At 71.6% G+C, this 14,206-nt stretch carries 15 protein-coding genes; 12 read left to right on the top strand and 3 right to left on the bottom strand.

Features of this window, described 5'->3' with window-relative positions:
• Positions 1–50: 50 nt before the first annotated feature.
• Positions 51–608: a hypothetical protein gene (locus ABZ919_RS40085; RefSeq protein ID WP_361258807.1), complete on the bottom strand. Its 558-nt coding sequence runs from the start codon at positions 606–608 to the stop codon at positions 51–53.
• Positions 609–719: 111 nt separating this feature from the next.
• On the opposite strand from ABZ919_RS40085, the gene tsaB reads away from it, so the two are divergent.
• From tsaB to ABZ919_RS40065, 4 genes are read left to right on the top strand one after another with little or no spacing between them, the layout of a single operon-like run.
• Complete coding sequence (tsaB, locus tag ABZ919_RS40080) at positions 720–1,376, top strand: tRNA (adenosine(37)-N6)-threonylcarbamoyltransferase complex dimerization subunit type 1 TsaB (RefSeq protein WP_361258804.1); 657 nt, start codon at positions 720–722, stop codon at positions 1,374–1,376.
• Positions 1,377–1,393: 17 nt separating this feature from the next.
• Complete coding sequence (gene rimI / locus ABZ919_RS40075) at positions 1,394–1,903, top strand: ribosomal protein S18-alanine N-acetyltransferase (RefSeq protein WP_361258854.1); 510 nt, start codon at positions 1,394–1,396, stop codon at positions 1,901–1,903.
• Positions 1,896–2,984, top strand: coding sequence for a tRNA (adenosine(37)-N6)-threonylcarbamoyltransferase complex transferase subunit TsaD (gene tsaD, locus ABZ919_RS40070; RefSeq protein WP_361258801.1), 1,089 nt, complete (start codon positions 1,896–1,898; stop codon positions 2,982–2,984). Before rimI ends, tsaD begins: the two co-directional genes overlap by 8 nt.
• Positions 2,981–3,238 (top strand): hypothetical protein, encoded by a 258-nt coding sequence (locus ABZ919_RS40065; RefSeq protein WP_361258798.1) that lies wholly within the window; start codon positions 2,981–2,983, stop codon positions 3,236–3,238. Before tsaD ends, ABZ919_RS40065 begins: the two co-directional genes overlap by 4 nt.
• Before the next feature lie 186 nt (positions 3,239–3,424).
• Here ABZ919_RS40065 and ABZ919_RS40060 read toward each other — a convergent pair whose 3' ends face one another.
• On the bottom strand, positions 3,425–4,297 hold the full coding sequence (locus tag ABZ919_RS40060) for a hypothetical protein (RefSeq protein ID WP_361258795.1): 873 nt from the start codon (positions 4,295–4,297) through the stop codon (positions 3,425–3,427).
• 265 nt (positions 4,298–4,562) lie between these two features.
• On the opposite strand from ABZ919_RS40060, the gene ABZ919_RS40055 reads away from it, so the two are divergent.
• From ABZ919_RS40055 to ABZ919_RS40040, 4 genes are all read left to right on the top strand, one after another.
• Positions 4,563–5,594 carry a LacI family DNA-binding transcriptional regulator gene (locus ABZ919_RS40055; protein WP_361258792.1) on the top strand — a complete coding sequence of 344 codons (1,032 nt, stop codon included), beginning with the start codon at positions 4,563–4,565 and terminating at the stop codon, positions 5,592–5,594.
• A gap of 195 nt (positions 5,595–5,789) precedes the next feature.
• A complete protein-coding gene (locus tag ABZ919_RS40050; RefSeq protein WP_361258851.1) occupies positions 5,790–6,806 on the top strand; it encodes an LCP family protein in 1,017 nt (338 codons plus the stop codon).
• Between the two features lie 181 nt (positions 6,807–6,987).
• Positions 6,988–7,344: a YciI family protein gene (locus tag ABZ919_RS40045; protein WP_361258789.1), complete on the top strand. Its 357-nt coding sequence runs from the start codon at positions 6,988–6,990 to the stop codon at positions 7,342–7,344.
• Between the two features lie 44 nt (positions 7,345–7,388).
• The gene (locus ABZ919_RS40040) at positions 7,389–8,678 is read left to right on the top strand and encodes an RNA polymerase sigma factor (RefSeq protein WP_361258786.1); all 1,290 of its coding nucleotides are present in this window, start codon (positions 7,389–7,391) and stop codon (positions 8,676–8,678) included.
• A gap of 25 nt (positions 8,679–8,703) precedes the next feature.
• On the opposite strand, the gene ABZ919_RS40035 is transcribed toward ABZ919_RS40040, so the two are convergent.
• Positions 8,704–9,864, bottom strand: a complete 1,161-nt coding sequence (locus ABZ919_RS40035; RefSeq protein ID WP_361258783.1) for a class I SAM-dependent methyltransferase — start codon at positions 9,862–9,864, stop codon at positions 8,704–8,706.
• A gap of 90 nt (positions 9,865–9,954) precedes the next feature.
• Between ABZ919_RS40035 and ABZ919_RS40030 the strand changes: the two genes are divergently transcribed.
• From ABZ919_RS40030 to groL, 4 genes are all read left to right on the top strand, one after another.
• Positions 9,955–10,893 carry a polysaccharide deacetylase family protein gene (locus tag ABZ919_RS40030; protein ID WP_361258780.1) on the top strand — a complete coding sequence of 313 codons (939 nt, stop codon included), beginning with the start codon at positions 9,955–9,957 and terminating at the stop codon, positions 10,891–10,893.
• Complete coding sequence (locus tag ABZ919_RS40025; protein WP_361258777.1) at positions 10,890–11,747, top strand: polysaccharide deacetylase family protein; 858 nt, start codon at positions 10,890–10,892, stop codon at positions 11,745–11,747. Before ABZ919_RS40030 ends, ABZ919_RS40025 begins: the two co-directional genes overlap by 4 nt.
• 268 nt (positions 11,748–12,015) lie before the next feature.
• Positions 12,016–12,324 carry a co-chaperone GroES gene (groES, locus tag ABZ919_RS40020; RefSeq protein ID WP_020132158.1) on the top strand — a complete coding sequence of 103 codons (309 nt, stop codon included), beginning with the start codon at positions 12,016–12,018 and terminating at the stop codon, positions 12,322–12,324.
• Positions 12,325–12,445: 121 nt separating this feature from the next.
• On the top strand, positions 12,446–14,071 hold the full coding sequence (groL, locus tag ABZ919_RS40015) for a chaperonin GroEL (RefSeq protein ID WP_361258772.1): 1,626 nt from the start codon (positions 12,446–12,448) through the stop codon (positions 14,069–14,071).
• Positions 14,072–14,206: the final 135 nt, after the last annotated feature.

The following is a 14,206-nucleotide window of genomic DNA, read 5'->3' as shown; positions in this document are numbered from 1 at the left end:
CCGCACACACCGGACGGCAGGGCGTGGCCGTCCGCCGGGTGGTCGCAGCACTAGCGGATCACGACCACCTTCACCCCGATCGTCGCGAACTCCCACATGGCCTCCCCGTCGGCCCGGGTCTCCCGGATCCCGCCGGTGCGCACGTTCGGGCCGGCCGCGGTGTCCGGAGCGTTTCCCACCGCCGCGCTGAAGCCGATCGCCAGCCCGTCCACGCTGGTGAACCTGACCACGTGCTCGACGGGAGCGCCGTCCGTGCCGGTGGTCGCGTTCGAGCGGGAGGTGACCCAGTAGGAGCCCAGCGGCGGGTCCATGGTGCCCGGTGCGACCTTGAAGGAGCGCTCCACCCGGTTGCCCGGGTCGACCAGCCAGACCCGGTTGTCGTCCACCGAGTACACGACCCGTTCACCCGTGCCGGACCCGCCCGGCAGGGCCGTCGGATCGTGCCGGTCCCGGTGGGCCTTGGCGGCGCTCACCGAGGGCGAGGCGTTCGGGCCGGGCCTGCCCAGGCTCGCCGGTACGTTGGCGTGGGCCTGGTAGGCGAGGAAGCCGACGGCACCGAGGGCCACCGCGGTGAGGCCCGCCACGATCCCCGAGCTGGTCCCTGCCACGTGCGCTCACCTCCGCCTCGCCATATGTCGTACTTCGTACGAACCGTAGCAGTCAGTGACCGTACGACCCGGACGGCGATGCGGGCGGCGCGGGCGCCGTAGGCTGTTCGCGTGCTCTTGCTCGCTCTGGATACCGCAACACCCGCCGTCACCGTCGCGCTGCACGACGGCACGGACGTCGTCGCCTCGTCGAGTCAGGTGGACGCGCGCCGGCACGGAGAGCTGCTGCTGCCGGCCGTCGACCGCGTCCTCGCCGAGTCCGGCCTCGGGCTGGACGCCGTCACGGGCATCGTCGTCGGCATCGGGCCCGGCCCCTACACCGGTCTGCGCGTCGGCCTGATGACCGCCGACACCTTCGGCCTCGCGCTCGGCGTGCCGGTGCACGGCGTGTGCACGCTGGACGGCCTCGCCTACGCCGCCGACATCGAGACGGGCCCCTTCGTCGTGGCGACCGACGCCCGGCGCAAGGAGGTCTACTGGGCGAAGTACGCCGACTCCCGGACCCGGCTGACCGACCCGGCCGTCGACCGGCCGGCCGACATCGCCGAGCAGGTCGAGGGCCTCCCGGCGGTCGGCGGCGGCGCGCTGCTCTACCCCGGCACGTTCCCCGGTGCCCACGAGCCCGAGCACGTCTCCGCCGCCGCCCTCGCCTCGCTCGCCGCCGAGAAGCTGGCCGCGGGCGAGGAGCTGCCGGCACCCCGGCCGCTGTATCTGCGGCGTCCGGACGCCCAGGTCCCCAAGAACTACAAGGTGGTCACCCCGAAGTGACCGTACGCATGCGCGAGATGCGCTGGTGGGACATCGACCCGGTCCTGGAGCTGGAGAAGGACCTGTTCCCCGAGGACACCTGGTCGCGGGGCATGTTCTGGTCGGAGCTGGCCCACTCCCGGGGCGCCGAGGCGACCCGGCGCTACCTCGTGGCCGAGGACGAGACGGACGGCACCCCCAGGATCGTCGGATACGCGGGCCTCGCCTCCTCCGGAGACCAGGCGGACGTGCAGACCATCGCCGTCGCCCGCGGCCACCAGGGCACCGGTCTCGGCGCGCGGCTGCTGGCCGAGCTGCTGCGCGCGGCGACCGCCTTCGAGTGCCACGAGGTGCTGCTGGAGTGCCGGGTCGACAACGTCCGCGCCCAGAAGCTCTACGAGCGCTTCGGCTTCGAACCCATCGGCTTCAGGCGCGGCTACTACCAGCCGGGCAATGTGGACGCCCTGGTCATGCGTCTGACCACCGAATCCCACAGCGGCCCCGCCGCGGGTGCCCCCTCCGCACGAGAAACCGAGAGCAATGACTGACGAACCCCTCGTCCTCGGCATCGAGACCTCTTGCGACGAGACCGGCGTCGGCATCGTCCGCGGCACCACCTTGCTGGCGGACGCCGTCGCCTCCAGCGTCGACGAGCACGCCCGCTTCGGCGGTGTCGTTCCGGAGGTGGCCTCCCGCGCGCACCTGGAGGCGATGGTCCCGACCATCGACCGCGCGCTGAAGGATGCGGGCGTCTCGGCGAAGGACCTCGACGGCATCGCCGTCACCGCCGGTCCCGGCCTCGCGGGTGCCCTCCTCGTCGGTGTCTCGGCCGCCAAGGCGTACGCCTACGCCCTGGGCAAGCCCCTGTACGGCGTGAACCACCTCGCCTCGCACATCTGCGTCGACCAGCTGGAGCACGGCCCGCTGCCCGAGCCGACCATGGCCCTGCTGGTCTCCGGCGGCCACTCGTCCCTGCTGCTGTCGACGGACATCACCTCCGACGTACGCCCGATGGGCTCGACCATCGACGACGCGGCCGGCGAGGCGTTCGACAAGATCGCGCGGGTGCTGAACCTGGGCTTCCCCGGTGGTCCGGTCATCGACCGGTACGCGCGCGAGGGCGACCCCGGGGCGATCGCCTTCCCGCGCGGTCTGACCGGCCCCCGCGACCCGGCGTACGACTTCTCCTTCTCCGGTCTGAAGACGGCCGTGGCCCGCTGGATCGAGGCCAGGCGCGCGGCCGGCGAGGAGGTCCCGGTCCGGGACGTGGCCGCCTCCTTCCAGGAGGCCGTCGTCGACGTCCTGACCCGCAAGGCCGTCCGCGCCTGCAAGGACGAGGGCGTCGACCACCTGATGATCGGCGGCGGTGTCGCGGCCAACTCCAGGCTGCGTGCGCTCGCCCAGGAGCGCTGCGAGGCGGCCGGCATCCGGCTGCGCGTCCCGCGTCCCAAGCTGTGCACGGACAACGGCGCGATGGTGGCCGCGCTCGGCGCCGAGATGGTCGCCCGGAACCGGTCCGCCTCCGGCTGGGACCTGTCGGCCGACTCCTCCCTGCCGGTCACGGAGCCGCACGTCCCGGGCAACCACGACCATGTGCACGAGGTCAGCAAGGAGAACCTGTACCCGTGACGGTCGCGCTGATGTGGGAGGCCCGGGCGGCCTCGGGCCGGGGTGCGGAGCTGCTGGCCTGGGCACGTGAACAGGCGCTGTCGGCGCGCCCCGTGCGGCGCGAGACCTTCCGTGCGCCGCAGGACCGGGTGCTGGTCATCACGTGGTGGGACGCGCCGTACGACGCGGAGCTGCCGGAACTTCCGGAGCCGGACGGCGCGTTGGTGACCCGAGCCGTGCACCGGTGGCGATTCGAGTCGGTGGCCGACGGCTGAAGTTGTGGTGTGCGGCCGCACTGGGCTATGATCATCACACAGCGAACGGCCGGAAAACCGGCTCGGGCGCAGTGCGTTGGTGGTCCAAGGAAAGACGCCCCGCTTCCTGCGGGGAGATGCAGGTGCAAGGCCTGCCCGGCGCTCCACTCGAAACCCGCCTCCGGTCTCCGGAGGCGGGTTTCGCCGTTACGGGCGTCCCGTGTGCTGCGGCTGGACCGCATCCGCCTCGGGGCCCAGGACCGCGGTGGCCGTCGCCGCCCGCCGCTCCTTGATCTGCGCGTACGCCATCAGGCCGAACAGCACCGCCAGCAGCACCGCCGAGGAACCGGCCGTACCCAGGTCCAGGCCGCCCTTGGCGACCGGCTTGGTCAGGAGGTCACCGGCTGTGGCGCCCAGTGGGCGGGTCAGCACGAACGCGATCCAGAAGAGCAGGACGTTCGGCACCGCCGGCACCTTCATCAGGGCGACGAGGACGAGCAGGACGCCGGTCACCAGGGCCGCGCCGCCCAGATAGCCCAGGCCCGAACTGTCGGACAGGAAGTCGCCCATCGAGGTGCCGAGCGTGTTGGAGACCAGGATGGCCGACCAGAACAGGGCCTCGCCCCGGAAGGTGACGATCTCGGTGATCTGGAACGTCATCCCGCTCAGCTTCCAGCCGAGGAAGATCAGCAGCAGGATCGAGATCAGGATCGCGGCGCCCTCCGGGTAGCCGAGCCCGAGCCCCTGCGGGCCCCAGCCCAGCCGGGTCGCGCCGCTCGAAAGGTACTTCGCGCTGGCGTCCCGGTTCATGAAGTCGGACATGGTGGTGCCCGCCATGGAGGTGGACAGGATCACGGTCCAGTAGAAGAACGGGTTGTAGCGCGCCGAGCGCAGCTGGACCACCAGTGTCACCACGAAGACCAGGAACAGGGCGATGGTGGTGAGGAAGTAGCCGAGCTTGAGGGTCTGGGCGAACAGGTCGCCGGCCGTCTCGCCCAGGGTCGTCGCCGCGATCTTCATGATCCAGAACGCGAGGGTGACTTCGGGCAGTTTCTTCATGACGGACTTGGTCGTGGGCAAAGGTGCTCCTGCAAGGTGGGGGGTGATCACTCGGGGCCCGACCCTGCCAGGGGCAGCATGAACGCAGCCTGAACGCCCGAGTCACGGGTCTTGCGGAATGCGGTTCCTTGTGCATCCGCCGTGCCTCCATACGTTCCACCCGGCCCCTGAGGTTCAATCAGAACAGCAGCGTCTGCGAATGTTTCGAAGCAAATAACGAATGTTCCGGCGCCCTCCACGCGCACAGACCTGTCTCAAGGGGGCTGGCGGGGATACGATCGCCGGCATGAAGCCCTCGAAGCCCGCAGGAACGCAGACAGCGACCCTCGCCGAGATCGCCCGTGAGGCCGGGGTGTCGGCTCCGACTGTTTCGAAGGTGCTCAACGGCCGCGCCGATGTCGCCCCGTTGACGCGCACCCGCGTCGAGGAGCTGCTGCGTGCTCACGGCTACCGGCGCCGGCGCGCCGAGGCGTCCCGTTCGCCCCTGATCGACCTGGTCTTCCACGAGCTGGAGAGCGCCTGGGCGCTGGAGGTGATCCGGGGTGTGGAGAACGTGGCCAGGGAAGCCGGGCTGAGCGTCGTGCTGTCGGAGTCGGCCGGCCGGCTCACCCCGGGACGCACCTGGGCCGACCAGGTGGCCGCCCGCCGCCCGCACGGCGTGGTGCTGGTGCTGTCCGGGCTCGACGAGGCCCAGCGGGCGCTGCTGACGAGCCGGTCCATCCCGTTCGTGGTGATGGACCCGGCCGGCGACCCGGGTCCGGACGTGCCGTCCATCGGCGCCACCAACTGGCAGGGCGGCCTTGCCGCCACCCGCCATCTGGTCGAACTCGGCCACACCCGGATCGGCGCGATCACCGGTCCGTCCCGGATGATGTGCAGCCGGGCCCGCCTGGACGGCTACCGTGCCGCGCTGGAGACGGCCGGTCTGCCCGTCGACCCCTCGCTGGTCGCCGCCGGCGACTTCCATCACGACTCCGGTTACCGCCTGGGCCTCGAACTGCTGCGCCGCCCCGACCGGCCGACGGCCGTCTTCGCGGGCAACGACCTGCAGGCGCTCGGCCTGTACGAGGCCGCTCGTGAGCTGGGCCTGCGCATCCCGGAGGACCTGAGCGTGGTCGGCTTCGACGATCTGCCGGTGGCCCGCTGGGTCGGCCCGCCGCTGACGACCGTACGGCAGCCGCTGACCGAGATGGCCGAGGCGGCGGCCCGGCTGGTGCTGGAACTGGGCCGGGCGGGGGAGGAACGGGCGGCGACCCGGATGGAACTGGCCACCAGCCTTGTGGTCCGCTCGAGTTCGGCGGCGCCCGCGAGCGCATGAGCTGCCTGCGCCGGAAGTTGACGCAGCGGCAGCCCGGTGCCCCGGTGTGGCCCGGATGAGAATTCCCGAAGAAAACCGACTCGCGCCGCTTGCGCTAACAGTCCCCTAATAATTCGGACTTACGTTCCTGTCGTGACCCGACACGTGGAGCAACACGAGGCGCAACACGAGGCGCACGCCGACGGGGGCAGACGGATGGGCCGGCGGCCGGCGGCGCTGAGGGCCGCCGGCCTCGCCCTGGCGGGTGCCCTGGTGCTGGGCACGGCCACCGTCGGCTGGGCGTACTGGCACCTGAACCACAACATCAGGAGCGTGGACATCAACAGCGCGCTCGGCGACGACCGGCCCGCCCGCGCGGTGACCACCCCCTCCGCACCGGTCTCGGCCGCCGCCTCCCCGCTGCCGGCCGGCGCCCTGAACATCCTGGTCCTCGGCTCGGACTCGCGCAGCGGCAAGGCGAACAGGGAGCTCGGCGGCGGCGACAGCTCCGGCGCCCGCTCGGACACGGCGATGGTCGTGCACATCGACGCGGGCCGTACCCGGGCCACCGTCGTCAGCATCCCGCGCGACACCCTCGTCACCCGCCCATCCTGCCCGCTGGCGTCCGGCGGGTCGACGTCGGTGGCATACGGCACGATGTTCAACAGCGCCTACGCGGTGGGCGGACCGGTGTGCGCGGTGAAGACCGTCGAGTCGATCACCGGCGTCCGCATGGACCACTACATCGAGGTCGACTTCTCCGGCTTCGCCGAACTGGTCGACGCGCTCGGCGGGGTCGACGTCACCACCACGCAGAACATCGACGACGACGAAAGCCACCTGCATCTGCAGGCCGGCCCGCACCACCTCGACGGCAAGCAGGCCCTCGCCCTCGCCCGCACCCGGCACGGCATAGGCGACGGCAGCGACCTCGGCCGCATAGGACTGCAGCAGACGCTGGTGAAGGCCCTGCTGGAGCAGCTGGGCGGCACCGGGCTGCTCACCGACCCGGCCAGGCTCTACCGGGCCGCCGACGCGATCACCGCCGGCCTCACCACCGACACCGGCCTGGACTCCCTGGGCGAGCTCATGCGCCTCGGCCAGAGCCTGAAGGGCCTGACCGCCGGCCACGTGCGGACGGTGATGATGCCGGTCGTCACCGCCCCCTCCGACCACAACCGGGTGATCGCGAAGGAGCCGGCGGCGAGCGAGCTGTGGGCGTCGCTGCGCTGAGCCGCACGTCGGTGACGGACACGCCGACCCGACCGGCTCGGCGACCGGAGAGGGCGGCGGGAAAGAGGCGGGACGGGCACCGGAAAGAAATTCCGGAGGGGGTGTCGATCCGGGTCCGCCCCGTTCGACGCATGGGTGAGCGGCGGGGAGAGGCCCCGCCGTACCGATCCGAGGAGTCACCGTGCCCCGCTACCTGTCCATCGTGCACATCGACGAGTCCACCGCCCCCGCCGAAGGCCCCAGCGAGGAGCTGATGCAGCGGATGGGCCGGCTGATCGAGGAGGTCACCAAGGCCGGCGTCATGCTGGAGACCGCCGGGCTGACCCCCGCCAAGCAGGGCACCACGGTGCGCTGGGAGGGCGGGAAGCTGTCGGTCACCGACGGGCCGTTCACCGAGTCCAAGGAGGTCGTCGGCGGTTACGCGATCATGCAGTGCAAGGACATGGCCGAGGCCGTCGAGTGGTCCAAGCGGTTCCTGAAGGTCCACGAGGACTACTGGACCGTCTCGTGCGAGGTGCGCGAGATCGCCGAGGGCTGACCGTCGTTGCCGGTCCGGGCGCCGGGGGTGTTGCATGGTGGGTTGTGGAACCACAGCCCACCGCGGCCCGGGCGCCCGGGGCGCCGGCCCCCGCCGCCCGCGCCATCGAGACCGTCTTCCGTCTGGAGTCGCCCCGCGTCGTCGCGGGCGTCGCCCGGATCGTCCGGGACGTCGGCATCGCCGAGGAGCTGGCGCAGGACGCGCTGGTCGCCGCCCTGGAGCGGTGGCCCCGCGACGGCGTGCCCGACAACCCCGGCGCCTGGCTCATGGCGACCGCCCGGCACCGTGCCGTGGACCTGATCCGGCGCCGCGAGACCTACGCCCGCAAGCTCGCCGAGATCGGCCGGGACCTGGAGGCGGCCCCGCCCGCGTACGACGAGCCCGCCGACCCGGACGACATCGACGACGACCTGCTCCGGCTCGTCTTCACCACCTGCCACCCGGTGCTGTCGCCCGAGGCCCGCACCGCGCTCACCCTGCGCCTCCTCGGCGGCCTTTCCACCGCCGAGATCGCCCGTGCCCAGCTCGTCCCGGAGCGGACGATCGCCCAGCGCATCGTGCGCGCCAAGCGCACCCTGGCGAAGAAGAACGTCGCCTTCGAGGTGCCCTGCGGCCCCGACCGCGAGGCCCGCCTCGGCTCCGTCCTGGACGTCATCTACCTGATCTTCAACGAGGGGTACGCGGCGACCGCCGGCGACGACCTGGTGCGCCCGGGGCTGTGCGAGGACGCCCTGCGCCTGGCCCGCCTCCTGTCCGGGCTGATGCCGAAGGAGCCGGAGGTGCACGGCCTGACCGCGCTCCTGGAGTTCCAGGCCTCCCGCACGGCCGCCCGCACCGGCCCCGACGGCTCCCCGGTCCTCCTCAGGGACCAGAACCGCCGCCGCTGGAACCGCATGCTGGTCGCCCGCGGCATCCGCGCCTTGGAGCGCGCCGACGCCACGGAGACCGGCGCCCCGGGCCCGTACGCCCTCCAGGCGGCCATCGCCGCATGCCATGCGCACGCGTACACGTACGAGGAGACCGACTGGCGCACCATCGCCACCCTGTACGGCCTGCTGGCCGCCCGTGCCCCGTCCCCGGTGGTCGAGCTGAACCGCGCGGTCGCCGTGTCCATGGCCGACGGCCCGGCCGAGGCGCTGGACCTGGTCGACGCCCTGGTCGCCGAACCGGCCCTGCGCGGCTACCACCTGCTGCCCAGCGTCCGCGGCGATCTGCTGTCCCGCCTCGGGCGCACCGCCGAGGCCCGCGCGGAGTTCGTCCGGGCGGCCGGCCTGGCACGCAACGAGAAGGAGCGGGAGCTGCTGCTCCGGCGCGCCCACGAGGTGGCGCCCTGAGTCCCCGGGGCCTGTCCGGCGGGTCCTACGCCGGCCGGCCCACGAGCATGGTGGGCGCCCCGGCCACCCGGGTCAGGAACACCGTGGCCGCGTTCGGGCCCTGCGGCTTGACCTTCTTGCGCAGTTCCTCCGGCTCGACCGCCGACCCGCGCTTCTTGACGGTCAGCGTGCCGACCTCCCGCTCGCGCAGCAGTGCTTTCAACTTCTTGACGTTGAAGGGGAGTTGGTCGGTGATCTCGTAGGCGGAGGCGTACGGGGTCGGGCGCCGTTCGTCCGCGGTGACGTAGGCGATGGTGGGGTCGATCAGCCCGCCGTCCAGCTGTTCGGCCACCTCTGCGACCAGATGCGCGCGGATGACGGCGCCGTCGGGCTCGTACAGGTAGTGCCCCACCGGGCGCACCCCGGGGTCGGGCAGCCCCGTGCCGTGGAGCGTGCGCGGGCCGGGCAGCAGGGTGGCGCGCACCGCCCCCGGCGCGGTCCCGAACCACAGCACCGCCTCCTTGACGTCCCCGCCGTCCGAGATCCATTCGGCCTCGGCGTCGTCGGGTACGACCTCGTGCGGAATGCCGGGTGCCACCTTCAGGGCCGCGCGGGGTGCCGTGCGGGCGGTCTCGATCGCCCAGGACAGGGGCGGGGAGTAGGCCTCGGGGTCGAAGACCCGGCCGCGTCCGCCGCGCCGGGCAGGGTCGACGAACACGGCGTCGTACCCGCCCGTGTCCACCTCGGTGACGTCCGCCTCCCGCACCTCGATCAGCTCGGCGAGCCCCAGTGCCTCGGCGTTCGCCCGGGCCACGGCGGCCGTCAGGGGGTCCCGGTCCACGGCGAGCACCCGGATCCCGGCCCGGGCGAATGCGATCGCGTCCCCGCCGATCCCGCAGCACAGGTCGGCCACGGAGCCGACGCCCAGTTCCTTGAAACGCCGCGCCCGGTACGTCGCCACGCCGGTCCGCGTCGACTGCTCGACCCCGTTCGGTGTGAAGAACATCCGTCCCGCGTCCGCGGTCCCGAACTTCGCGGCCGCCCGCTGCCGCAGCAGGGCCTGGCCGAGCGCGGCCGACACCAGTTCGGCGGGATGGTCGCGGCGCAGCCGGGTGGCGACGGCGAGTTCGTCCGCCGGGGCGGTGTCGCGGACCTCGTCGAGGAGGGCACGGCCTTCGGGGGTCAGGAGGAGAGCGAGGTCGTTCACCGGGTCATTGTGGGCCAGTCGGTGGATTGTGCGCCTCCGATGGCGGTGTCGGACGGGGCTCCGGGGCCCGGTCCGGGAATAACCGGCACCATGCGCGTAGTCGTACAAAATGATGAACATCGGGTTCGTCCGGGTCGTCTGGCGCTCGGCTGCGGAGCCGCCGTACTGGCCTGCTCCGCGCTCCTGTCCGGCTGTGCCGGCTCCGCCGAGACCCGCCCGGCACCCGGCCCCGCGTCCGGCCTGGGCGGCCCCGCCCCCGCGCCGCGCCGCCACGTCCTGAGCCCCCAGGCCCGCCAGGCCGCCGAACACGCCCGCCTGGTCGCCGCCGCCAGGCGCTGGGGCCTGGCCGGGGTACCGCTGACCCCTCCGCCGCCGCCCGCGGAGAAACCGAAGATCACCGCCCGGCCCGGCTTCGAGGTGGACCACCAGGAGGCCTGGGGCCTGCCCCCGGTCTTCACCACGATCCCGACCGAGCAGAAGATCGTCTTCCTCACGATCGACGACGGTTCGGAGAAGGACCCGCACTTCCTGCGGATGATGCAGGACCTGAAGATCCCGTACACCGCGTTCCTCAGCAATTACCTGATCAAGGACGACTACGCCTACTTCCGCAGAATGCAGTCCCTGGGCCACACGCTCGGCAACCACACCCTCCACCACCCCTACCTGCCCGGTCTGTCGTACGAGGATCAGAAGAAGGAGATCTGCGGCATGCAGGCCGTCATGAAGAAGCAGTTCGGCAGGGCGCCCACCGTCATGCGCTTCCCGTACGGCAACTACAACCAGGACAGCCTGGTCGCCGCCAAGGCCTGCGGCATCAAGTACGCGCCGATCTGGAACGAGGAGGTCTACGTCGACCACTGGGAGTACCGCGAGGACGACCAGAAGATGCGCCGCGGGGACATCGTCCTCACCCATTTCCGCGGCCGCTCCGACTGGAACGGCACGATGGTCGACGACATGCGCCGCTTCTTGGACAAGGTCACCCGCGAGGGCTACGCCGTGGCCCGCCTGGAGGACTACCTGTGAGGCCGGGGGCCGGGCGAGGCAAGGCGGGCTCCGCATGCCACCCGGGCCGGTACGTCGCCGCGCTCCTCGCCTCGGCCCTCCTCCTCGCCGGCTGCGCCCAGTCCGTCGACCCCATCGAACGCCTCGGCAAGAAGGCCGCCGAGGGAGTGCGCCCGCACGGCCCCGCCCCCGGCGAGAGCTACCGCCGCTGGGGCCTGACCGAGCCCCTGGCCCGGCCACCGCGCCCCGCCGCCCGCGCCCTCCCGCTCACCCCGTCCGGCGCGGGCCGCACGCTGCCCCGGGTCGTGGACCACATCCCCACCCGCGACCGGGTCGTCTTCCTCACCTACGACGACGGCGCCGACCAGGACCCCCGCTTCGCCGACATGGTCCGCGAACTCCGGCTGCCGGTCAGCATGTTCCTCACCGACAGCGTCGCCGGGCCCGGCTACGGCCCCTTCGCCCGCCTGCACCGGCTGGGCGCGGGCATCCAGAACCACACCCTCGACCACCGCGCCCTGGCCGGTCTTCCGTATGCCGGGCAGCGCGCCGAGATCTGCGGCCAGCAGGAGAGGCTCGACGCCCGCCTCGGCCTGCGCCCCCGCCTCCTGCGCCCGCCGTACGGCGCGTACGACACCACCACGCTGCGCGCGGCGGCCGACTGCGGCATCTCCGCGGTCGTCCTCTGGCGCGCCGCGATGACCCCGGCCGACCTCGTCTACACCCGTGGCGCACACCGCCTTCGCCCCGGCGACATCATCCTGGTCGGCCCGGACGAGACGGCGGGCCGCAGCATGCGGGACCGTACGGCGCGGGTACTGCGCAGGGTGCAGCGCAGCGGGCTGACGGTGGGCCGGCTCGAGGACTATCTGTAGGGCGCTCCGGTGACCCGCTCGGGGGGAGAGCCGGCCGCGAGCACCGTTCGCCGGCCCGCGCCCGTAGCCGAAGTCGGCCGACGCGCCGCACGGCATTGGCACTCCGCTTGACCGAGTGCTAACTGCGGTCATAGTCTCGGGTCTGGCACTCCCCCCTGGAGAGTGCCAACAAAGCGACGGGCAGGTCCGGCACCCGCGACGACGGATCGACCTGGTCGCCACCTCAGACAGTTAACCCCGTGAGATCTCCGAAGGGGGAGGTCGGATCGTGACGACCACCAGCTCCAAGGTTGCCATCAAGCCGCTCGAGGACCGCATCGTGGTCCAGCCGCTGGATGCCGAGCAGACCACCGCCTCTGGCCTGGTCATCCCGGACACCGCGAAGGAGAAGCCCCAGGAGGGCGCCGTCCTCGCCGTGGGCCCGGGCCGTTTCGAGAACGGCGAGCGCCTTCCGCTCGACGTCAAGGTCGGCGACGTCGTCCTGTACAGCAAGTACGGCGGCACCGAGGTGAAGTACAACGGCGAGGAGTACCTCGTCCTCTCGGCCCGCGACGTGCTCGCGATCATCGAGAAGTAATCACCTCGAGCACATTCTGCTCCTGAGCTGCGCCCCTGGCCCCCGCGACCGATAACGAAGCCGGGCGCCCGGGGCGCAGTTGTCTTTACACCAACAGATTTCCGAGAGGGCTCCCGCTGTCATGGCGAAGATCCTGAAGTTCGACGAGGACGCCCGTCGCGCCCTCGAGCGCGGCGTCAACAAGCTGGCCGACACGGTGAAGGTGACGATCGGCCCCCGGGGCCGCAACGTCGTCATCGACAAGAAGTTCGGCGCTCCCACCATCACCAACGACGGTGTCACGATCGCCCGTGAGGTCGAGATCGAGGACCCGTACGAGAACCTCGGCGCGCAGCTGGTGAAGGAGGTGGCGACCAAGACCAACGACATCGCGGGTGACGGCACCACCACCGCCACCGTGCTCGCCCAGGCGCTGGTCCGCGAGGGCCTGAAGAACGTCGCCGCCGGCGCCTCCCCTGCCGCCCTGAAGAAGGGCATCGACGCCGCCGTCAAGGCCGTCTCCGACGAGCTGCTCGCCTCGGCCCGCCCGATCGACGAGAAGTCCGACATCGCCGCCGTCGCCGCGCTGTCCGCCCAGGACCAGCAGGTCGGCGAGCTCATCGCCGAGGCGATGGACAAGGTCGGCAAGGACGGTGTCATCACCGTCGAGGAGTCCAACACCTTCGGTCTGGAGCTGGACTTCACCGAGGGCATGGCCTTCGACAAGGGCTACCTGTCGCCGTACTTCGTGACGGACCAGGAGCGCATGGAGGCCGTCCTCGACGACCCGTACATCCTCATCAACCAGGGCAAGATCAGCTCCATCCAGGACCTGCTGCCGCTGCTGGAGAAGGTCATCCAGGCCGGCTCCTCCAAGCCGCTGCTGATCATCGCCGAGGACGTCGAGGGCGAGGCCCTGTCGACCCTGGTCGTCAACAAGATCCGCGGCACCTTCAACGCCGTCGCGGTGAAGGCCCCCGGCTTCGGCGACCGCCGCAAGGCGATGCTGCAGGACATGGCCATCCTCACCGGTGCCACCGTCATCTCCGAGGAGGTCGGCCTCAAGCTCGACCAGGTCGGCATCGACGTGCTCGGCTCCGCCCGCCGCGTCACCGTCACCAAGGACGACACCACGATCGTCGAGGGTGCCGGCAAGCAGGAGGACCTCACCGGCCGCGTCGCGCAGATCAAGGCCGAGATCGAGAACACGGACTCCGACTGGGACCGCGAGAAGCTCCAGGAGCGCCTCGCGAAGCTGGCCGGCGGCGTGTGTGTGATCAAGGTCGGCGCCGCCACCGAGGTGGAGCTGAAGGAGAAGAAGCACCGTCTGGAGGACGCCATCTCCGCGACCCGCGCCGCGGTCGAGGAGGGCATCGTCTCCGGTGGTGGCTCCGCCCTGGTCCACGCCTCCAAGGTCCTCGAGGGCAACCTCGACAAGACCGGCGACGAGGCCACCGGTGTCGCGGTCGTCCGCAACGCCGTGGTCGAGCCGCTGCGCTGGATCGGCGAGAACGCCGGCCAGGAGGGCTACGTCATCGTCTCCAAGGTCAAGGACCTGGAGAAGGGGCAGGGCTACAACGCCGCCACCGGCGAGTACGGCGACCTGGTCAAGGCCGGTGTCATCGACCCGGTGAAGGTCACCCGCTCGGCCCTGGAGAACGCCGCCTCCATCGCCTCCCTGCTGCTCACGACCGAGACCCTGGTCGTGGAGAAGAAGGAAGAGGAAGAGCCGGCCGCCGCGGGCCACGGCCACGGTCACGCCCACTGACGCACGTCGGTAAGCAGTGAGGAGGGCCCGGCACCCCGAGGGCGGTTTCTAGGGGTCGTCGCAACACGTGGTCGTGTTGATCAGGCCGCGAGCAGTTTATGCAGGCGCTCGGCTGGGGTTTCCCAGCCGAGCGTT

The sequence above is a fragment of the Streptomyces sp. NPDC046759 genome (assembly GCF_040645475.1).
In the GTDB taxonomy this organism is placed as follows: Bacteria; Actinomycetota; Actinomycetes; order Streptomycetales; family Streptomycetaceae; genus Streptomyces.
Note: the sequence above shows the minus strand (reverse complement) of the source record. Positions and strands in the feature narration are given on the sequence as shown.